Origin of the sequence: Pseudomonas wadenswilerensis (genome assembly GCF_024749185.1) — a bacterium.
GTDB lineage: Bacteria > Pseudomonadota > Gammaproteobacteria > Pseudomonadales > Pseudomonadaceae > Aquipseudomonas > Aquipseudomonas wadenswilerensis.
Map to the genome: position 1 here is coordinate 1,476,203 of NZ_CP087191.1, position 18,122 is coordinate 1,494,324.

Below are 18,122 nucleotides of genomic sequence, written 5' to 3' on the forward strand. Positions count from 1 at the left end.
CCCGCAGTTGTGGCACACTTGGCTGATATACGCCGCGCACCCCGGAATTACCTGCCGGGCCTGCGCGGCTCACGCATGCAGCACTGCGCAGTGGCCCGGCAAGCCAGGGTCATTGCCAGTCAAAGTTGGTACTTTGGTACCAATTCAAACCGACCGAACAGGCCGTTGCCGGGCTGGCAATGGCCCCGAACAGAGGAACGACCGTGCATAACGTCGTCATCAGCGGCACCGGCCTGTACACCCCGGCCAACAGCATTTCCAACGAAGAGCTGGTGGAATCCTTCAACGCCTACGTGCAGCAGTTCAACCGCGACAACGCCGCCGCCATCGAGCGCGGTGAGGTCCAGGCCCTGGCCGAGTCCAGCGCCGCCTTCATTGAAAAGGCCTCGGGCATCAAAAGCCGCTTCGTCATGGACAAGGACGGCATCCTCGACCCGCAGCGCATGAAGCCGCGCCTGCCAGAGCGCTCCAATGACGAACCGTCGATCCTCTGCCAGATGGCCGTGGCTGCCGCCGAGCAGGCCCTGCAACGCGCCGGCCGCACAGCCGCAGACGTCGATGCGGTCATCGTTGCCTGCTCCAATCTGCAGCGCCCGTACCCGGCCATTGCCATCGAAGTGCAACAGGCCCTGGGCATCAACGGCTTTGGTTTCGACATGAACGTGGCCTGCTCGTCGGCCACCTTCGGCATCCAGACCGCCTGCAACAGCGTGCAACTGGGCCAGGCCCGCGCGGTGCTGGTGATCAGCCCGGAAATCTGTACCGGCCACCTGAACTTCCGTGACCGCGACAGCCATTTCATCTTTGGTGATGCAGCGACGGCCGTACTGGTGGAGCGCGCCGACCTGGCCACCTCCAAACACCAGTTCGACATTGTCAGCACCAAACTGCTGACCCAATTCTCGAACAACATCCGCAACAACTTCGGCTTCCTCAACCGTGCTGCCGAAGAGGGCATCGGCGCTCCCGACAAGTTGTTCGTCCAGGAAGGCCGCAAGGTGTTCCGCGAGGTCTGCCCGATGGTTGCCGAGCTGATCGGCCAGCACCTGGCCGAGAACAACCTCAACGTCAGCGACGTCAAGCGCTTCTGGCTGCACCAGGCCAACCTGAGCATGAACCACTTGATCGTCAAGAAACTGCTCGGCCGTGATGCGCTGGAAGAAGAGGCACCGGTGATCCTCGACAGCTACGCTAACACCAGTTCGGCCGGCTCGGTGATCGCCTTGCACAAGCATCAGGATGACCTGCCACAGGGTGCCCTGGGCGTGCTCAGCTCGTTCGGCGCCGGTTATTCGATCGGTAGCGTGATCCTGCGCAAGCGTTGAGCTTCAGTTGCTTACGAAGTGTCCTACTGTGCTGGGACACTTGGCTGATGGCTTTAGCTGTAACAAATCCGCCTAATCGGACTCTACCCGCAGAACGATGGATGGATGGCGATGACTGGCGAACAACAAGCCCGCTTGCTGGAGCGGCTGCTCAAGGGTGAGCAACAAGCGTTCAAGGAACTGGTCGACACCTATCAGGGCGCCATGCGCGCCGTCGCCTACGCGATTGTCGGCAGCCGGCATGCCGACGAAGCGGTACAGGACGCCTGGCTGGCGGTGGTACGTAACCTCAAGGGATTCGAGCAGCGCTCGAGCCTCAAGACCTGGTTGCTTACCATTACCGCCAACGCAGCCAAGACCCGCTACAAACAGAACCGTCGCGAAGTGCTCCTGGATGACCTGCCAGGCCCCCATGGCACGATCGGTGACGAGCGCTTCGCCACCGACGGCCACTGGTTGCAAGGGCCTTCGGCCTGGCATGAAGACACGCCAGAGGCCATGCTCAGTCGTGAGCAGATGCGTGAATGCCTGGAGCACACCCTGCTGAGCCTGTCGCAGCTGCAACGCAGTGTGCTGGTGCTGCGCGAGCGACAGGGCCTGGAGCTGGAGCAGATCTGTAATCTTCTCGAGATTTCCCTCTCCAATGTCCGCGTGCTGCTGCATCGGGCGCGCCTGAAGGTCTTCGCCACCCTGGAACATTTCGAGGAAACCGGCCAATGCTGAGCTGCAAGGAACTCGTCGCCCGCTCCAGCGACTATCTCGATGAGCAACTGACCCTGGGCGAGCGTCTGATGGTCCGCCAGCACCTGATGTTCTGTCGCCATTGCCGCCGCTTTCTCAAGCAGATGCGCATGGCCCAGGCCACGGTACGGGCCTTGCCGGAAGAACCGGTGGTCGACAGCGATGCCCTGGCCGAGCGTCTGGCCCGTGAACTGAAAAACTCCTGAATCACGCTTGGGAGGCTCTGCAACGGAGCTTTCCGGCTTATTTCCTTTCGAAGTAAAAAAGTTCCCCTGTCACAAAACATTTATCTAAAAGCCACTGATCTGACATACACCCCCGCCAAGATTCCTCCCCAGCACAAGTGGCCTGAGCCGCGTGTTTTTTCAACATTATCAAGACCATAAAGTAGGGGAGCTTCTTCGATGATCCGTAAGCACTTCGCAGGTTTCGTAGCCAGCGCCTTGGCCATGGCCGTTACCGCCCAGGCTTTTGCGGGTACCGTGACCACCGACGGCGCCGATATCGTAGTCAAGACCAAGGGTGGCCTCGAGGTCGCTACCACCGACAAGGAATTCAGCTTCAAGCTGGGCGGTCGGATCCAGGCTGACTACAGCCGTTTCGACGGTTTCTACACCAACAACGGCAACACCGCCGACGCCGGTTACTTCCGCCGCGCCTACCTGGAACTGGGCGGCGTGATGTACACCGACTGGGCCTACCAGATCGCCTACGACTTCTCGCACAACTCCGGTGGTGACAACCGTTCCGAAGACGGCTACTTCGACGAAGCGTCGCTGGCCTACAACGGCTTCAAGCCGGTGTCGATCAAGTTCGGTCGTTTCGACCCTGAATTCGGTCTGGAAAAAGCCACCAGCTCCAAGTGGGTGACGGCGCAGGAACGTACCGCTGCCTACGACCTGGTCGACTGGACCAACTCGCACAACGGCGGCCTGGGTATCCAGGCGTCGGGTAACGCCGGCGATTCGCTGTATGGTTCGGTCGGTGCCTTTGCCAAGGACGCCACCAACCAGGACAAGGACGGCGACAGCACCAAGCAGTTCAACCTGCGCGGCGTCTTCGCGCCGATGCACGAAGCCGGCAACGTCCTGCACTTCGGTATCAACTACGCCCAGCGTGACCTTTCCGACACCGCTTTCGATGGTCGTATCCGCAGCCGTCTGGGCATGCGCGGGGTGAGCACCGACGGTGGTCAGGATGCCGGTACCAATGGCAACCGCCTGACCCTGGGTGGCCAGAACAACACCCCGGCCGGTGCCTACGACACCGACCAGGCCTGGGGGCTGGAAGCGGCCTGGGCCATGGGCCCGTTCTCGGTACAGGGCGAATACATCAAGCGTGAGGTCGAAGCCGACAGCGCCGCGTTCTCCGACATCAAGGCTGACGGCTACTACGGCCAGCTGGCCTACACCATCACCGGTGAGGCCCGTGGCTACAAGCTCGGCAAGTTCGACAGCATCAAGCCGTCGAACAAGCAGATCGGTGCCTGGGAAGTGTTCTACCGCTATGACCACCTGAGCGTCGATGACGACAACGGCGCGTTTGCCAACGTCAGCGATATCGAAGGCAAGGTCCACAACGTCGGCCTGAACTGGTACGCCAACGAGTCGATCAAACTCAGCGGCGTGTACGTCAAGGCCAAGGTCGACAATGCCCAGAACGCTGCCGGCGACGACAGCGGCGACGGTTTCGTAATGCGCGCGCAGTACGTGTTCTAAGCAACACCGCTCCTCATCCGTTAGATCTTCAGCCCCGCTTGCGCGGGGCTTTTTTTCGCCTGCGCGACGAGGCAGACTGCGTCAATGCCCAAGCTCATCCTGCAACACCTTGCCGAACTCACGCCTGCCACCTGGGATGCCCTGGTGCCGGACGAACAACCGTTCCTGCGCCACGCGTTTCTGTCCAGTCTGGAGGACAGCGGCAGCGTCAGCCGCAACACCGGCTGGAGCCCGGCGCACCAGTTGCTGACCGACAGCGCCGGGCAGTTGCGCGCCGCCTTGCCCGCCTATGTGAAAACCCATTCATTCGGCGAGTACGTATTCGACCACGGCTGGGCCGATGCCTGTGAGCGGGCAGGCATTGCCTATTACCCCAAGCTGCTCTGCGCCGTGCCGTTCTCGCCGGTGACCGGCCCGCGCTTGCTTGGCGACCCGCAGGCGGCGGCCGAGCTGGTGGATCAACTGACCGACGAGCTGTTCGAACAGGGGATGTCCGGCGCCCACATCAACTTCACCGATGCGCAGGCGGATGCGCTGATGCGCGAGCGCGAAGGCTGGATGGAGCGCCTGGGATGCCAGTTTCATTGGCGTAACCAGGGCTACCGCGACTTCCAGGATTTTCTCGACACCTTGAGCTCACGCAAGCGCAAGCAGATGCGCAAGGAGCGCGAACAGGTGGCGGGGCAGGGCATCGAGTTTTATTGGTTGCGCGCGGATGAACTGAGCGAGGCACAGTGGGATTTCGTCTTTGCCTGTTATGCCAATACCTATGCCGTACGCCGTCGCGCGCCTTACCTGACCCGGGAGTTTTTCAGCCTGCTGGCTGAGCGCATGCCCGCTGCGATTCGTGTGGTGTTGGCTCGTCAGGGCGGCCGTGATGTCGCCATGGCCTTCAGCCTGATCGGTGGTGGCAGCCTGTATGGCCGTTACTGGGGGTGCCTGGACGAATTCGACCGGCTGCACTTCGAGACCTGTTTCTACCAGGGCATGGACCTGGCGATTGCCGAAGGCCTGCAGCGTTTCGATGCCGGGGCGCAAGGTGAGCACAAGTTGATTCGCGGGTTTGAACCGGTGATCACCCGCTCCTGGCATTACCTGCTGCACCCGGGCTTGCGCCGGGCGGTGGAGGAGTTCCTGGAGCAGGAGCGGGCAGGGGTGTTGGCGTATGCCGGGGAAGCGCGTTTGGCTTTGCCTTATCGGCAAGGTTGAGGGCGTCATCGCGGGGCAAGCCCGCTCCCACACTGGTCCTGTGTGGGAGCTGGCTTGCCAGCGATGAAGACACCACGGTGTTCAGTCGATCCCGACAAACCCCCCGGTCTGGTGATGCCACAACCGTGCATACAGCCCTTGATGCGTGAGCAACTCCGAATGGCTGCCCATTTCGGCAATCCGGCCTTTCTCCAGCACCACCAGGCGGTCCATGCGGGCAATGGTCGACAGCCGGTGGGCAATGGCGATCACGGTCTTGCCTTGCATCAGGGTTTCCAGGCTCTCCTGGATTGCTGCTTCAACTTCCGAGTCCAATGCTGAAGTCGCCTCGTCCATGATCAGGATCGGCGCATTCTTGAGCAGCACCCGGGCAATGGCGATGCGTTGACGCTGGCCGCCGGAGAGCTTGACCCCACGCTCACCCACATGGGCATCGAAGCCGGTACGGCCCTGGGCATCGGACAGTTGCGGGATGAACTCGTCGGCACGCGCCCGGCGTACGGCTTCCCACAGCTCTTCTTCAGTGGCGTCGGGCCGGCCATACAGCAGGTTTTCGCGAATCGAGCGGTGCAGCAGCGAGGTGTCCTGGGTGATCATGCCGATCTGCGCACGCAGGCTGGCCTGGGTCACCTGGGCGATGTCCTGGCCATCGATGAGGATGCGCCCGCTTTCCAGGTCGTAGAGGCGCAGCAGCAGGTTGACCAAGGTCGACTTGCCCGCGCCGGACGGGCCGATCAGGCCGATCTTCTCGCCAGGGCGGATGTCCAGGTTCAGGCTGTCGATGATGCGGCTGCCCTTGCCATAGTGAAAACTGACGTTGTCGAACTTCACCCCGCCGCGATCGACCTTGAGCTTGGGTGCGCTCGGCGAGTCGGTGACGCTCACCGGCTGGGCGATGGTCTGCAGACCGTCCTGGACCATGCCGATGTTCTCGAAGATGCCGTTGACCACCCACATGATCCAGCCGGACATGTTGACGATGCGGATCACCAGGCCGGTGGCCAGGGCGATGGCGCCGACCGTGATCAGCGACTGGGTCCACAGCCACAGCGCCAGGCCCGTGGTGCTGACGATCAGCAGGCCGTTGAGGCTGGTGATGACCACGTCCATGCTGGTGACCACGCGGGCGGCCAGTTGGGTTTTTTCGGTCTGTTCGCTGATCGCTTCGCGGGCGTACTGTTGCTCGAAGTCGGTGTGGGCGAAGAGTTTCAGGGTGGCGATGTTGGTGTATCCATCGACGATGCGGCCCATGAGCTTGGAGCGGGCATCGGAGGAGATGACTGCCCGGGCCTTGACCCGTGGCACGAAGTAGCAGAGTGCGCCGATGTAGCAGGCAATCCAGGTAATCAGCGGCAGCATCAGCCGCCAGTCGGCCTCGGCAAACAGCACCAGCGAGCTGATCGCATAGATCAGCACGTGCCACAGCGCGTCCACCGCCTGCACCGCCGAGTCGCGCAGCGAGTTGCCGGTCTGCATGATGCGCTGGGCGATGCGCCCGGCAAAATCGCTCTGGAAGAAGTTCAGGCTCTGCTTGAGCACGAAGGTATGGTTCTGCCAGCGGATCATGCTGGTCATCCCCGGGCTGATGGTCTGGTGTACGAGAAGGTCGTGCAGGCCGAGAAACACCGGGCGCAGAATCAGCGCCACCACCAGCATCCATAGCAGTTCGGCAGCGTGATCGCTGAAGAAATCAGGCGAAGGGGTGCCTTGAGCCAGGTCGATGATCCGGCTCAAGTAACTGAAAAGGGCCACTTCGATCAATGCGCCGATGAATCCGATCACCAGCAGCGCGGCAAAACTCGGCCAGACCTGGCGCAGGTAGTACACATAGAACGGCCATACCGTGGTGGGCGGCGCCGCAGTAGGCGCCTCACGGAAGATGTCGATGAGCTTTTCGAAGCGGCGAAACAGCATGAAAACGGTAACTCCTGTTCAGTTCGACCCTCGGGCCTGGTTCACGTCCCTGTGAAGCCCAAGGTCAGTCGATACGTTTGGCCGACTTGATGAACACCGGGTCGACCGGCACATCGCGCATGCCTTTTTTCATTGTGGTTGGCGAGTTGACGATCTGGTCGACCACTTCCATGCCTTTGACGACCTTGCCGAACACCGCGTATCCACGGTCGCGGCCCGGGTCGAGGAAGGCATTGTCGGCGACGTTGATGAAGAACTGGCTGGTGGCCGAGTTCGGGTCGGAGGTGCGCGCCATCGACAGGGTGCCACGGACGTTCTGCAGGCCATTGCTGGCTTCGTTGCGGATCGGGTCCTTGGTGGGTTTTTGCACCATCTGCTCGGTGAAACCACCGCCCTGGACCATGAAGCCCGGGATCACCCGGTGAAAGACGGTGTTGTTGTAGAAGCCGCTGTCCACATATTGCAGGAAGTTCTTGCTGCTGATCGGCGCCTTGGTTTCGTTCAGTTCGATTTCGATCTGGCCGAAGCTGGTATCCAGCAGTACATGAGGCGCTTTTTCGGCGGCCATCAGGCTGGTGGCGAAGACGACTGAACAGGTGGCGAGCAGGAGTTTTTTCAGCATGGGCTCAATGATCCTTGAGAGGTGGTGGACGCCGCCAGGAACTGCAGCAGCGTCTGATTGAATACGTGAGGTTGATCCAGGGGCGTAGCGTGCCGGGAATCTTCGATGACCGCCAGCCGTGCCTGTGGAATCAGGGCAACGTAGCGCTCTTTAAGTTGTACCGGGGTGTAATCCTGGTCGGCGCTGATGACCAGGGTAGGACAGCGAATCTGCCCCAGGCGTTCCGCCACGCCCCAGCCGACAATGGCGTCGAAACTGGCCAGGTACGCGCGTTTGTCGTTCTTGGCCCAGCGCTCGGCCATCTTGCGCCGCAAATCGGCCTGCTGCGGCTTGGGGAACAACCGCTCGGCCAGGCCCTTGCCGATGGTTTCGAGGCTCAACACCCGGGCCAGGGCCCAGCGCTTGGCCCACCAGATCCAGTCGCTGCGGCTGCGGCGCTTGACCTCCGGGGCGCTGTTGACGATGCACAGGCTGCGCAGCCACTCGGGGTGATCGACGGCAAACTGGAAACCGATCATGCCGCCCATGGACAGGCCGACCAGGTGCACCGGGCCGGTCTGCAACTGCTCGAGCAGGGCCAGCAGGTCGGCGCTGAAGCTGGCGATGCTGTAGCGCTCGCGCGGCTTGTCGGAGCGGCCGTGGCCACGGATGTCCATGAGGATCACCCGGTAGTGGTGGGCAAGCGTCGGCACCTGCATCTCCCAGTCCAGGCAGCTGGAGCCCAGGCCGTGCAGCAGCACCAGCGGCTCGCCCTGGCCGTATTCCTCGTAGTGCAGCGAGCAACCTTCATGTTCGAAGTAGGCCATCGGCGTGATTCCTGTCAGGCTTGGGCGGGCGCGGCGAAGGGCACATCCAGCGGTGCGGTGTCGAAGTTGCGCAGCAACTCGACGAGGATCTGCGTCGCCGGGCCCAGGGGTTTGTCCTTGTTCGAGTAAAGGTAGAACAGTGGGTGGCGACTGCCACCCTGATCGAGCGGTAACGGCTTGAGCAGGCCTTCACGCAGCTCGCGTTCGATCAGGTGGCGCGGCAACCAGGCAAAGCCCAGACCGCTGCTGACGAAGGTGGCGGCGGTGGCCAGGCTGCCGACGGTCCAGCGCTGTTCGGCGCCCAGCCAGCCGACATCGCGGGGCTGCGCGCGGCCGGAGTCGCGGATCACCACCTGCAACTGGCTTTCCAGGTCCTGGAAGTTCAGCTCCCGACCCAGGCGGTGCAGGCTGTGTTCGGGGTGGGCAACGGCAACGAACTCGACCGAACTGAGCTCCGTGCCCAGGTAGCCGGAAATATTGAAGCCGCTGATGGCAAGGTCGGCGACGCCTTCATGCAGGACTTCCTCGACCCCGGACAGTACCTCTTCACGCAGGCGCACCCGGCAGCCACGGCTTTGCGGCATGAACGCACTCAAGGCGCGGACCAGGCGGGCGTTGGGGTAGGCGGCATCGACCACCAGGCGCACTTCGGCTTCCCAGCCCTGTTCCATATGGTGGGCCAGGTCTTCAAGCTGGCTGGCCTGCTTGACCAGTTGCCGCGAGCGGCGCAGCAGCACGTTGCCGGCCTCGGTGAGTACCGCCTTGCGCCCGTCGATGCGCAGCAGCGGTACGCCGAGCTGGTCCTGCATGCGTGCCACGGTATAGCTCACCGAGGATTGCGAGCGGTGCAGGGCCTCCGCGGCCTGGGCAAAACCACCGTGGTCGACCACCGCCTGCAGGGTCCGCCACTGATCCAGGGTTACGCGCGGCGCTTTCATCTTCGGCTCCTGTTGTCCTAAGCTGGCGCTCTTTCATGGAGAGCGTCGTATGAAGAAATGTTGTGCTGTATTGCTGGCCCTGCTTCCGCTCACGGCCCTGGCCTATCCCATCGACGTGGAAAAGGACATCGACGGCGTCAAGGTCGACTACACCACCTACGACACCGACCGTGATATCGGTTCGATCACCGTCAATAACTATGGCGACGTCGATGCGCAGTGCAAGGTGACTTTCCGCAACGGCCCGGAAGCGCCTCGGGTGCGCCGTGTGCTGGTGCCGGCGAAAAAAAGCGTCGATGCCACCGCCAAGTTCAACCGGGAAATCATCAAGCTGCGCATTGCCTTGAGCTGCAAACCGCAATAAAACAATTTAACTGATAGATTGGACCCAGTTTTTACGCTTTTTTATCGATAGGTCAATCATTAATCTTGCCTCCATCGACTTACCGAACTCGCCGATGGAGGCAAGCCCCATGTCCCGTGTACTCGTCATCGAAAGCAGCGCCCGCCAGCAGGACTCGATCTCCCGGCAACTGACCCGTGACTTCGTCAGCCAGTGGCAAGCCGCCCACCCGGCCGACCAGGTCACCCTGCGCGACCTGGCCGTCAACCCGGTGCCGCACCTGGATGGCAACCTGCTCGGTGGCTGGATGAAGCCCGAAGCCCAGCGCAATGCCGAAGAGCTGCAGGCCCTGGCCCGCTCCAACGAGTTGACCGATGAAGTGCTGGCGGCCGATGTACTGGTCCTGGCTGCGCCGATGTACAACTTCACCATCCCCAGCACCCTCAAGGCCTGGCTGGACCATGTACTGCGCGCCGGCATCACCTTCAAGTACACCGAAACCGGACCGCAGGGCCTGCTGACCGGCAAGCGCGCCTACATCCTCACTGCCCGCGGTGGCATCCATGCCGGCGCCAGCAGCGATCACCAGGAACCCTACCTGCGCCAGGTCATGGCCTTTATCGGTATCCATGACGTGACCTTCATCCACGCCGAAGGCCTGAACATGGGCGGTGATTTCCACGAGAAGGGCCTGAACCAGGCCAAGGCGCAGCTCGCCGCCGTGGCATGAGCCGGCAATGAATTTTCCCGCCTGACACCTGTTGCTCCTTTGGGTGTACCTGCCCGGTCACTGCCTTGTGCATGACCGGGCTTTTTTATGGTGATTACTGTGGGAGCGGCGGTGCGACGACTCGACGTGACCCGCGATGAGGCCAGTACCACCAACACATCAGGCGGCGTCTGGATTGCGACCGCTTCGCGCTCGATCGCAGGCAAGCCAGCTCCCACAGGTCCGCAGGGCCTTCAGCAGTTGCCGGGTGTGCTGCTAACCGCTAAGGTCGCCGCCTCCACAGCAAGGGGCCAACATGGGCTATTTATTGATCGTCGCGCTGATCCAGGCGTTTTCCTTCAGCCTGATCGGCGAGTACCTGGCGGGGCATGTCGACAGCTATTTCGCAGTGCTGGCGCGGGTGCTGCTGGCCGGGCTGGTGTTCCTGCCGCTGACCCGCTGGCGTCAGGTCGAACCACGCTTCATGCGTTCGATGCTGCTGATCGGTGCGCTGCAATACGGCATCACCTATGTCTGCCTGTACTTGAGCTTTCGTGTGCTGACCGTGCCGGAGGTGCTGCTGTTCACTATCCTCACGCCCTTGCACGTGACCCTGATCGAAGATGCCCTGAACCGGCGCTTCAACCCCTGGGCGCTGGTGGCGGCGCTGGTGGCGGTTGCCGGTGCGGCGGTGATTCGCTTCGACAGCATCAGCCCGGACTTCTTCATCGGCTTTTTGCTGCTGCAACTGGCCAACTTCACCTATGCCGCCGGGCAGGTACTGTACCGCCACCTGATCGCGCGCAACCCCAGCGACCTGCCGCATTACCGGCGGTTCGGCTATTTCTACCTGGGCGCCTTGCTGGTGGTGCTGCCGGCCTTCCTGCTGTTCGGCAACACCCAGCACCTGCCGAGCACCGACGTGCAATGGCTGGTGCTGCTGTTTCTGGGCCTGTGCCCGACGGCGCTGGGGTTGTACTGGTGGAACAAGGGCGCCTGCCTGGTTTCAGGCGGCACCCTGGCGGTGATGAACAACCTGCACGTGCCGGTCGGTTTGCTGCTCAACCTGCTGATCTGGAACCAGCACGAGCCGCTGGGCCGGTTGTTCATCGGCGGGGCGGTGATCCTGGCGTCGCTATGGCTCAGTCGTCTCGGCACTCAGCGCCCGCTGCTGGCTGGGCAAGGTCGAGGGTAACAGGCCGGCACGCAGGTCGTTGCCACTCGGCTGCTGGTACAGGCTCAGGCCGAACTCCGGCATCACCGCCAGCAGGTAGTCGAAGATGTCGCCCTGGATCCGCTCGTAGTCGGCCCACGCCGTGGTGCGCGTGAAGCAGTAGATTTCCAGCGGCACGCCCTGGGCGGTGGTCTGCATCTGGCGGACCATGCAGGTCATGTTCGGCTGGATCTCCGGGTGGCTTTTCAGATAAGCCAGGGCATAGGCACGGAAGGTGCCGATGTTGGTCATCCGGCGACGGTTGGCGGACAGTTCGGCGACATTGCCCTGGGCCTCGTTCCAGGCTCTGAGCTCACTGCGCTTGCGGGCAATGTAGTCGGTCAGCAGGCGTACTTCGCTCAGGCGCTGCTCCTCATCGGAGCGCAGGAAGCGCACGCCGCCGGCATCGATGAACAGGCTGCGCTTGATCCGCCGCCCGCCCGATTGCTGCATGCCGCGCCAGTTCTTGAACGACTCGGACATCAAGCGCCAGGTGGGGATGGAGACGATGGTCTTGTCGAAATTCTGCACCTTGACCGTGTGCAGGGTAATGTCCACCACATCGCCATCGGCGCCGACCTGGGGCATCTCGATCCAGTCGCCGACCCGCAGCATGTCGTTGCTGGTCAGCTGCACGCTGGCGACGAACGACAGCAGGGTGTCCTTGTAGACCAACAGGATGACTGCCGACATGGCACCGAGACCTGAGAGCAGCAACAGCGGCGAGCGGTCGATCAGGGTGGCGACGATGACGATGGCGCCGAACACGAACAGGACCATCTTGGCCAACTGCACATAGCCCTTGATCGAGCGGGTGCGGGCATGTTCGGTGCGTGCGTAGATGTCCAGCAGGGCGTCGAGCAGGGCACTCAGGGCCAGGGTCAGGAACAGGATGGTGAAGGCCAGGGCAACGTTGCCGAGGAAATGCTGGCTGGTGGCGCTCAGCTCCGGCACCAGCTTCAGGCCGAACTGCACCACCAGCGACGGGGTGGTCTGGGCCAGGCGCTGGAATACCTTGTTCTCGCGCAGGTCATTGACCCAGTGCAGGGCCGGCTGGCGGCCGAGCAGGCGGGCGGCGTGCAGCACCAGAAAGCGCGCCACACGGCCGAGCAGCAGGGCGATCACCAGCAATACGCCCAGGCCGATACCGGCGTGCAGTATCGGGTGTTGATCGAGGGTGCCCCAGAGGTCCAGGGTGTTTTGCCACAGCTGTTGAATGTCCATAACGGTGTCGTAGAGGGTCCGCAAGTCGAAAACAAGGCCATTAGAGCGCGGATCGGCAAGAAGTTGCCAAAAGAAATTCGGCTCCGACGCCGGAAAACGTTACCCTATGCAACTGAATTTTTTGCACATGCCCGAGGTACACCCGTGTTTTCCCAATTCGCCCTGCACGAACGCCTGCTCAAAGCCGTGGCCGAGCTGAAATTTGTCGAGCCGACGCCGGTGCAGGCAGCGGCCATCCCTTTGGCGTTGCAAGGGCGTGACCTGCGGGTGACGGCGCAAACCGGTAGCGGCAAGACCGCAGCCTTCGTCCTGCCGATGCTCAACCGCCTGGTGGACCTCAAGCAGAAGCGCGTCGAGATTCGTGCCCTGGTGCTGCTGCCGACCCGCGAGCTGGCGCAGCAGACCCTCAAGGAAGTCGAGCGTTTCTCCCAGTTCACCTTCATCAAGGCTGGCCTGATCACTGGTGGTGAAGACTTCAAGGAACAGGCCGCGATGCTGCGCAAGGTGCCGGACGTGCTGATCGGCACCCCGGGCCGCCTGCTCGAGCAACTCAATGCCGGCAACCTGCACCTGGAGCATGTCCAGGTGATCGTTCTCGACGAAGCCGACCGCATGCTCGACATGGGCTTTGCCGAAGACGTCGAGCGTCTGTGCAACGAGTGCCCGAACCGCGAGCAAACCATGCTGTTCTCCGCCACCACTGGCGGTGCCGGCCTGCGCGACATGATCGGCAAGGTGCTGAAAACCCCTGAACACCTGATGCTCAACAGTGTCAGCCAGCTGGCCGAAGGCACCCGCCAGCAGATCATCACTGCCGACCACAACCAGCACAAAGAGCAGATCATCCAGTGGCTGCTGGAAAACGAGACCTACGATAAGGCGATCATCTTCACCAACACCCGGGTGATGGCTGACCGCATCTACGGTCATCTGGTGGCCAAGGACTACAAAGCGTTCGTCCTGCACGGTGACAAGGATCAGAAAGACCGCAAGCTGGCCATCGAGCGCCTGAAACAGGGCGGCGCCAAGATTCTGGTTGCCACCGACGTCGCCGCGCGCGGCCTGGACGTCGACGGCCTGGATCTGGTGATCAACTTCGATATGCCGCGCAGCGGCGACGAGTACGTACACCGTATTGGCCGTACCGGCCGTGCCGGTAACGAAGGCCTGGCGGTGTCGCTGATCTGCCACGGCGACTGGAACCTGATGTCGAGCATCGAGCGCTACCTGAAGCAGAGCTTCGAGCGCCGGGTGATCAAGGAAGTCAAAGGCACCTATACCGGGCCGAAGAAGGTCAAGGCCTCGGGCAAGGCTGCCGGTGTGAAGAAGAAAAAGGCTGACAAGAAAGGCGACAAGAAGGTCGTTGCCAAGCGCAAGCCGACCGCCAAGCCGAAGCCTAATGCCCCACTGGCCAGCGCCGATGGCCTGGCACCGCTCAAGCGCCGCAAGCCGGCGCCGGCTGCGGAGTAAGCGCCAGCCTCATCGCCGGCAAGGCCGGCTCCCACAGGTTTTCTACAGACCTTGTGGGAGCTGGCTTGCCAGCGATAGCTTCACCCCGATTTCAGGTCTTTTTCTCCGCTGCCTTCAGCTCCTGCAACCGCTTGTCGATCAGCTGGCACTTGTCCGGCAAGTCCTTGCTGGCACTCTCAAGCTTCATGCCTTGCAACTCATCGTTGATCTCCTTGGCCTTCTGCGGATTCTGCTCGGTAAGCTTGCTCACTTCCTTGGCCAGTTCTTCGCGTTTCTCCGTCGCTTCTTCCAGCGTGCAGGCCCAGCTGGGCAAGGCCAGCAACAGGCTGGCGGCGGCAGCAATGTTCATCAGGGTCTTCATGGGCAGGCTCCTGTGCAATCAGGGTGAAGTCTTGCGGTTGAGCCTGGCCGGGACGCGAAAGTTCAGTCGAACCGCAGCCTCGCGCACCGGTCACAATCTTACCGACCCCTGATTGAGGCTATGCCGATGACCACCTACGACTGGGACCTGATCGAACGCCTGTTGCATGAAGCGCAGAACAGCGCCGGACACAGTTTCACCCCGAGACCCTATGCCGAGCAGCATGCTGCCCAGCTTGCGGCTGAAGGTGCGGCACCTGGCGATCTCGATCATCTGAAAACGCTGGCCTGTGAGTACGAAAAGATACTGTTCGAGCGCGGTTACTTTGCTTCACGCCCGGAAGATGAGGGCGGCAACGGTGAGAATTTTGTCCTCACCGAACGTGGCTCGCGGCTGCTGAGCCTGCTGGACAGCAGCATTCCGGGCAACGATCACCCGCGTCAGGTACTGGATGAGCAGGACGACCCGCTGGACGAGGCTACCTTCGATCAGGTGGCTTCCAAGGCACAGATTGCCTGACGCAGGCAACACAAGGCTGGCATTGAGCGCCTGCCGCCGCTGATAATCGGCACTGGATCCACTTCTGCCGAGAACCTGCCATGTCGTTGCCTGATACCGGGAGCGCCCGATGAGCGCCACCCGCCGCAATACCGATGCCTTCGCCCTGCAAGTGATGCTGGTGCTGTGCCTGATCTGGGGCATCCAGCAGGTGATGATCAAGTGGGCCGCGCCGGATATCGCGCCGGTGATGCAGCAGGCCATGCGTTCAGGCATGGCGGCGGTTCTGGTCGGGCTGCTGATGTGTTTTCGCGGCGGTTGGGATCAGGTGGCCAGCACCTGGCGCGGAGGCCTGCTGGCCGGCGCGCTGTTCGGCCTGGAGTTTCTGTTCATTGCCGAAGGCCTGAAGCTGACCTCGGCCGCGCACATGTCGGTATTCCTCTACACGGCACCGGTGTTCACGGCCCTGGGCCTGCACTTCATGCTGCCAAGCGAGCGGCTCAGGCCTCTGCAATGGCTGGGTATCCTGCTGGCGTTCTGCGGCATTGCCTTTGCCTTTGCCGGCGGCGTTTCGTTGGAGCAACTGGACGGGCGCATGCTGCTGGGCGATGCCTTTGGCGTATTGGCGGGCCTGGCCTGGGGGGCGACGACGGTAGTGGTGCGTGCTTCGCGGTTGTCTGAGGCACCGGCAACCTTGACGTTGTTCTACCAACTGGCGGTCGGCTTCGTCGGCTTGCTGTTGATTGCCGTTGCCAGTGGCCAGGTCACCCACGTGCAGTTCACCCCGCTGTCGATTGGCAGCCTGCTGTTCCAGGGCCTGATCGTGTCGTTCTTCAGCTACCTGACCTGGTTCTGGCTGCTGCGTCGCTACCTGGCCTCGAACCTTGCAGTGTTCTCCTTTATCACACCCTTGTTCGGGGTGACCTTCGGCGTACTGCTGCTCGGCGAGCCGTTGAGCCTGAACTTCGTACTCGGGGCCGTCATGGTGCTGCTTGGGGTAACGCTGGTCAGCGCTGAGCAGTGGGTGCGCCGGCGCTTGCGCAGCCTGCTCGGCTAGTCGACCACACGCATGCAGAACGGGCGCATTTTCGGCGACACTTGGTCTGTGTTGTGCGCGCGACTACGGCCTATTTCCGTAAAAAAGGCTAAAAGCGGGCTCGACAGCCTGCCGCGCAGGGAGCGGGTGGCGGTGCATCGCCTGCAGGCGCCGTTCGATCAGGCCACCACCTGGCTGATGTGGCGCAAGGGCATGCGCGGGGCAAACTTGAGCGCCTGGATCGATTTGCAACAAGGGGAAACAGTTGCACAGGCGACGGAACTGGCGGTCAGTGCTTGATCAAGATCAAACTTGGCTTTGGTCGTATGTTTTCGACATGCGCAATGTAAGACATCGGGCTATGATCTGTATGAAGCATCGCAGGATTTATTCGCCGTGCAGGCTGACCCGTAAGGGGGAGTTATGAGAAACCATCTGTTCAACTGGCTCCACGACCTGGCCGCTGCCCTGGGCCTGATCCCGCCACCGCTGCAGCCGGTGCCGATCCCTACCGACGAAGAACAGCGCAAGCGCCAGCAACGTCGCTAAAACACATTGGCCGCCGCATCATTGCTGATGCGACGGCCGTGGTGCACCTGCCTGTCAGGCCAGGTTGACGGCGCCTACCGGGCGGCGCGACATCAGGCTGATTACCACAAAGCTCACCAGGCCGATCGCCAGGCTGTAGTAGATCGGCGTGTTGGCATCCATCCCATCCTTGATCATGAACGCCAGGGCAGTGACAAAGCCCAAGGTCATGCTGGTGATCGCCGCCGCAGTGGTGGCGCGTTTCCAGTAGATGGCGCCGATCAGCGGAATCAACATGCCGCCCACCAGCAGGTTGTAAGCCAGGGTCAGGGCGCTGATGACATCGGTTACCACCAGGGCGATGCCCAGTACGGCAATGCCGGTCAGCAGGGTGAACAGGCGGTTGATGCCCAGGCTCGACTGCTTGCCGCCGCGCAGCTTCGGCAGCAGGTCTTCGGTCAGAACGGTGGAGGCTGCCAGCAGGCCGGCACTGGCGGTCGACATCATCGCGGCCAGCGCAGCGGCAATCACCAGGCCGCGGATGCCATCAGGCAGGGCGGATTTGACGATCGCGGCAAAGGCGTTGTTGGCGTTGTCCAGGTCCGGCAGGAGGACATGCGCGGCCATGCCGATCAGCGCGCACACCAGGCCGTAGATCACGCAGTAGACACCTGCGGTGGTGCCAGCGTACTTGGCGACCTTCTCGTCACGGGCGGTGAACACCCGTTGCCAGATGTCCTGGCCGATCAGGATGCCGAAGAAGTAGATCAGGAAGTAGGTGATGATGGTGTCCCAGCCGATGGTGGTCAGGCTGAAGTTACTCGCCGGCAGCTTGGCCACCAGTTGATCCCAGCCACCGACCTTGTACAGGCAGATGGGCAGCAGGACGAACATCAGGCCGACGGTCTTGATCACGAACTGGACGATGTCGGTCAGGGTCAGCGACCACATGCCGCCGATGGTCGAATAGACCACTACCACGCCACCACCGAGCAGGATCGCGCCCCAGAACGGCAGGTCGAACAGCACTTGCAGGACGGTGCCGATAGCCAGGGTCGAAGTCACCGCGATCATCAGCGCGTAGGCAAGCATGATCACTGCACTGGCCTGGCGGGCCATGGGGTTGTAGCGTTTTTCCAGCACCTGGGTGACGGTGAAAATCTTCAGGCGCAGCAGCGGCTTGGCCAGGAACAGGTTCAGGGCGATGATGCCCAGGCCCAGTGCCGCGCACAGCCAGAAACCGGAAATCCCGTGGACATAGCCCAGGCGAACGGTGCCGACGGTAGACGCGCCGCCCAGTACCGTGGCGGCCATGGTGCCCATGTACAGGCTTGGGCCGAGGTTGCGCCCGGCTACCAGGTAATCTTCATGGGTTTTTGCCCGGCGCATGCCGAACCAGCCGAGCGCGAGCATGCCGGCCGCATAGATCAGAACAACGAATATGTCCAAGGCCATGGGTGTCTCCAA

General features: G+C 62.2%; 19 protein-coding genes and 1 pseudogene. 13 read left to right on the forward strand and 7 right to left on the reverse strand.

Annotated elements, in window-relative coordinates; all coding sequences use genetic code 11:
- The first annotated feature begins 203 nt into the window (after nucleotides 1-203).
- From LOY45_RS06840 to LOY45_RS06860, 5 genes are all read left to right on the forward strand, one after another.
- A complete protein-coding gene (locus LOY45_RS06840) occupies nucleotides 204-1,325 on the forward strand; it encodes a beta-ketoacyl-ACP synthase III (protein ID WP_115088199.1) in 1,122 nt (373 codons plus the stop codon).
- A 111-nt stretch (nucleotides 1,326-1,436) separates the two neighbouring features.
- Nucleotides 1,437-2,048 (forward strand): RNA polymerase sigma factor, encoded by a 612-nt coding sequence (locus LOY45_RS06845; protein WP_115088198.1) that lies wholly within the window; start codon nucleotides 1,437-1,439, stop codon nucleotides 2,046-2,048.
- Nucleotides 2,042-2,272, forward strand: coding sequence for an anti-sigma factor family protein (locus tag LOY45_RS06850; RefSeq protein ID WP_115088197.1), 231 nt, complete (start codon nucleotides 2,042-2,044; stop codon nucleotides 2,270-2,272). Before LOY45_RS06845 ends, LOY45_RS06850 begins: the two co-directional genes overlap by 7 nt.
- A gap of 198 nt (nucleotides 2,273-2,470) precedes the next feature.
- Nucleotides 2,471-3,784 (forward strand): OprO/OprP family phosphate-selective porin, encoded by a 1,314-nt coding sequence (locus tag LOY45_RS06855; protein ID WP_115088196.1) that lies wholly within the window; start codon nucleotides 2,471-2,473, stop codon nucleotides 3,782-3,784.
- A gap of 84 nt (nucleotides 3,785-3,868) precedes the next feature.
- Nucleotides 3,869-4,993, forward strand: a complete 1,125-nt coding sequence (locus LOY45_RS06860) for a GNAT family N-acetyltransferase (protein WP_258578889.1) — start codon at nucleotides 3,869-3,871, stop codon at nucleotides 4,991-4,993.
- 81 nt (nucleotides 4,994-5,074) lie between these two features.
- On the opposite strand, the gene LOY45_RS06865 is transcribed toward LOY45_RS06860, so the two are convergent.
- The 4 genes from LOY45_RS06865 to LOY45_RS06880 all read right to left on the reverse strand — a co-directional run bounded on the left by LOY45_RS06865 (nucleotide 5,075) and on the right by LOY45_RS06880 (nucleotide 9,273).
- Entirely contained in the window at nucleotides 5,075-6,907 is a 1,833-nt protein-coding gene (locus LOY45_RS06865; RefSeq protein ID WP_115088194.1) for an ABC transporter ATP-binding protein, read from the reverse strand.
- Nucleotides 6,908-6,971: 64 nt separating this feature from the next.
- Nucleotides 6,972-7,529: a peptidylprolyl isomerase gene (locus LOY45_RS06870; RefSeq protein ID WP_115088193.1), complete on the reverse strand. Its 558-nt coding sequence runs from the start codon at nucleotides 7,527-7,529 to the stop codon at nucleotides 6,972-6,974.
- Nucleotides 7,523-8,335 carry an alpha/beta fold hydrolase gene (locus tag LOY45_RS06875; protein ID WP_134063743.1) on the reverse strand — a complete coding sequence of 271 codons (813 nt, stop codon included), beginning with the start codon at nucleotides 8,333-8,335 and terminating at the stop codon, nucleotides 7,523-7,525. The genes LOY45_RS06870 and LOY45_RS06875 overlap by 7 nt, the downstream gene beginning before the upstream one ends.
- A 14-nt stretch (nucleotides 8,336-8,349) precedes the next feature.
- Complete coding sequence (locus LOY45_RS06880; RefSeq protein ID WP_038996518.1) at nucleotides 8,350-9,273, reverse strand: PA3225 family LysR-type transcriptional regulator; 924 nt, start codon at nucleotides 9,271-9,273, stop codon at nucleotides 8,350-8,352.
- Between the two features lie 49 nt (nucleotides 9,274-9,322).
- Between LOY45_RS06880 and LOY45_RS06885 the strand changes: the two genes are divergently transcribed.
- The 3 genes from LOY45_RS06885 to LOY45_RS06895 all read left to right on the forward strand — a co-directional run bounded on the left by LOY45_RS06885 (nucleotide 9,323) and on the right by LOY45_RS06895 (nucleotide 11,520).
- On the forward strand, nucleotides 9,323-9,637 hold the full coding sequence (locus LOY45_RS06885) for a 3-phosphoglycerate kinase (protein ID WP_115088191.1): 315 nt from the start codon (nucleotides 9,323-9,325) through the stop codon (nucleotides 9,635-9,637).
- A 109-nt stretch (nucleotides 9,638-9,746) separates the two neighbouring features.
- On the forward strand, nucleotides 9,747-10,346 hold the full coding sequence (locus LOY45_RS06890) for an FMN-dependent NADH-azoreductase (RefSeq protein ID WP_010223065.1): 600 nt from the start codon (nucleotides 9,747-9,749) through the stop codon (nucleotides 10,344-10,346).
- Nucleotides 10,347-10,641: 295 nt separating this feature from the next.
- Nucleotides 10,642-11,520: a carboxylate/amino acid/amine transporter gene (locus LOY45_RS06895; RefSeq protein WP_038996515.1), complete on the forward strand. Its 879-nt coding sequence runs from the start codon at nucleotides 10,642-10,644 to the stop codon at nucleotides 11,518-11,520.
- Here LOY45_RS06895 and LOY45_RS06900 read toward each other — a convergent pair.
- Nucleotides 11,461-12,762 carry a mechanosensitive ion channel family protein gene (locus tag LOY45_RS06900; RefSeq protein ID WP_115088190.1) on the reverse strand — a complete coding sequence of 434 codons (1,302 nt, stop codon included), beginning with the start codon at nucleotides 12,760-12,762 and terminating at the stop codon, nucleotides 11,461-11,463. The two genes, LOY45_RS06895 and LOY45_RS06900, sit on opposite strands and share 60 nt — an antisense overlap.
- A 144-nt stretch (nucleotides 12,763-12,906) precedes the next feature.
- On the opposite strand from LOY45_RS06900, the gene LOY45_RS06905 reads away from it, so the two are divergent.
- Nucleotides 12,907-14,232 (forward strand): DEAD/DEAH box helicase, encoded by a 1,326-nt coding sequence (locus LOY45_RS06905; RefSeq protein ID WP_115088189.1) that lies wholly within the window; start codon nucleotides 12,907-12,909, stop codon nucleotides 14,230-14,232.
- A 91-nt stretch (nucleotides 14,233-14,323) separates the two neighbouring features.
- Here the strand turns inward: LOY45_RS06905 and LOY45_RS06910 are convergent, their stop codons facing one another.
- Nucleotides 14,324-14,593 carry a hypothetical protein gene (locus LOY45_RS06910; RefSeq protein ID WP_115088188.1) on the reverse strand — a complete coding sequence of 90 codons (270 nt, stop codon included), beginning with the start codon at nucleotides 14,591-14,593 and terminating at the stop codon, nucleotides 14,324-14,326.
- Nucleotides 14,594-14,719: 126 nt separating this feature from the next.
- On the opposite strand from LOY45_RS06910, the gene LOY45_RS06915 reads away from it, so the two are divergent.
- From LOY45_RS06915 to LOY45_RS06930, 4 genes and pseudogenes are all read left to right on the forward strand, one after another.
- Nucleotides 14,720-15,112: a transcriptional regulator gene (locus LOY45_RS06915; protein WP_115088187.1), complete on the forward strand. Its 393-nt coding sequence runs from the start codon at nucleotides 14,720-14,722 to the stop codon at nucleotides 15,110-15,112.
- A 109-nt stretch (nucleotides 15,113-15,221) separates the two neighbouring features.
- The gene (locus tag LOY45_RS06920) at nucleotides 15,222-16,148 is read left to right on the forward strand and encodes a DMT family transporter (RefSeq protein ID WP_115088186.1); all 927 of its coding nucleotides are present in this window, start codon (nucleotides 15,222-15,224) and stop codon (nucleotides 16,146-16,148) included.
- A gap of 87 nt (nucleotides 16,149-16,235) precedes the next feature.
- Nucleotides 16,236-16,427: pseudogene (locus LOY45_RS06925) on the forward strand (LysR family transcriptional regulator); the annotation flags it as partial.
- Nucleotides 16,428-16,550: 123 nt separating this feature from the next.
- Nucleotides 16,551-16,676, forward strand: coding sequence for a PA1414 family protein (locus LOY45_RS06930; RefSeq protein WP_258578890.1), 126 nt, complete (start codon nucleotides 16,551-16,553; stop codon nucleotides 16,674-16,676).
- 54 nt (nucleotides 16,677-16,730) lie between these two features.
- On the opposite strand, the gene LOY45_RS06935 is transcribed toward LOY45_RS06930, so the two are convergent.
- Entirely contained in the window at nucleotides 16,731-18,110 is a 1,380-nt protein-coding gene (locus LOY45_RS06935) for a sodium:solute symporter family protein (RefSeq protein WP_115088185.1), read from the reverse strand.
- Between the last annotated feature and the right edge of the window lie 12 nt (nucleotides 18,111-18,122).

Excerpts from the sequence above, each read along its gene's own strand:
- LOY45_RS06880 (WP_038996518.1), bottom strand. The coding sequence starts at position 9,273 with ATGAAAGCGCCGCGCGTAACCCTGGATCAGTGGCGGACCCTGCAGGCG.
- LOY45_RS06860 (WP_258578889.1), top strand. The coding sequence starts at position 3,869 with ATGCCCAAGCTCATCCTGCAACACCTTGCCGAACTCACGCCTGCCACC.
- LOY45_RS06910 (WP_115088188.1), bottom strand. The coding sequence starts at position 14,593 with ATGAAGACCCTGATGAACATTGCTGCCGCCGCCAGCCTGTTGCTGGCC.
- LOY45_RS06845 (WP_115088198.1), top strand. The coding sequence starts at position 1,437 with ATGACTGGCGAACAACAAGCCCGCTTGCTGGAGCGGCTGCTCAAGGGT.
- LOY45_RS06895 (WP_038996515.1), top strand. The coding sequence starts at position 10,642 with ATGGGCTATTTATTGATCGTCGCGCTGATCCAGGCGTTTTCCTTCAGC.
- LOY45_RS06885 (WP_115088191.1), top strand. The coding sequence starts at position 9,323 with ATGAAGAAATGTTGTGCTGTATTGCTGGCCCTGCTTCCGCTCACGGCC.
- LOY45_RS06870 (WP_115088193.1), bottom strand. The coding sequence starts at position 7,529 with ATGCTGAAAAAACTCCTGCTCGCCACCTGTTCAGTCGTCTTCGCCACC.
- LOY45_RS06855 (WP_115088196.1), top strand. The coding sequence starts at position 2,471 with ATGATCCGTAAGCACTTCGCAGGTTTCGTAGCCAGCGCCTTGGCCATG.
- LOY45_RS06875 (WP_134063743.1), bottom strand. The coding sequence starts at position 8,335 with ATGGCCTACTTCGAACATGAAGGTTGCTCGCTGCACTACGAGGAATAC.
- LOY45_RS06930 (WP_258578890.1), top strand. The coding sequence starts at position 16,551 with ATGAGAAACCATCTGTTCAACTGGCTCCACGACCTGGCCGCTGCCCTG.
- LOY45_RS06915 (WP_115088187.1), top strand. The coding sequence starts at position 14,720 with ATGACCACCTACGACTGGGACCTGATCGAACGCCTGTTGCATGAAGCG.
- LOY45_RS06920 (WP_115088186.1), top strand. The coding sequence starts at position 15,222 with ATGAGCGCCACCCGCCGCAATACCGATGCCTTCGCCCTGCAAGTGATG.
- LOY45_RS06865 (WP_115088194.1), bottom strand. The coding sequence starts at position 6,907 with ATGCTGTTTCGCCGCTTCGAAAAGCTCATCGACATCTTCCGTGAGGCG.
- LOY45_RS06890 (WP_010223065.1), top strand. The coding sequence starts at position 9,747 with ATGTCCCGTGTACTCGTCATCGAAAGCAGCGCCCGCCAGCAGGACTCG.
- LOY45_RS06850 (WP_115088197.1), top strand. The coding sequence starts at position 2,042 with ATGCTGAGCTGCAAGGAACTCGTCGCCCGCTCCAGCGACTATCTCGAT.
- LOY45_RS06935 (WP_115088185.1), bottom strand. The coding sequence starts at position 18,110 with ATGGCCTTGGACATATTCGTTGTTCTGATCTATGCGGCCGGCATGCTC.
- LOY45_RS06900 (WP_115088190.1), bottom strand. The coding sequence starts at position 12,762 with ATGGACATTCAACAGCTGTGGCAAAACACCCTGGACCTCTGGGGCACC.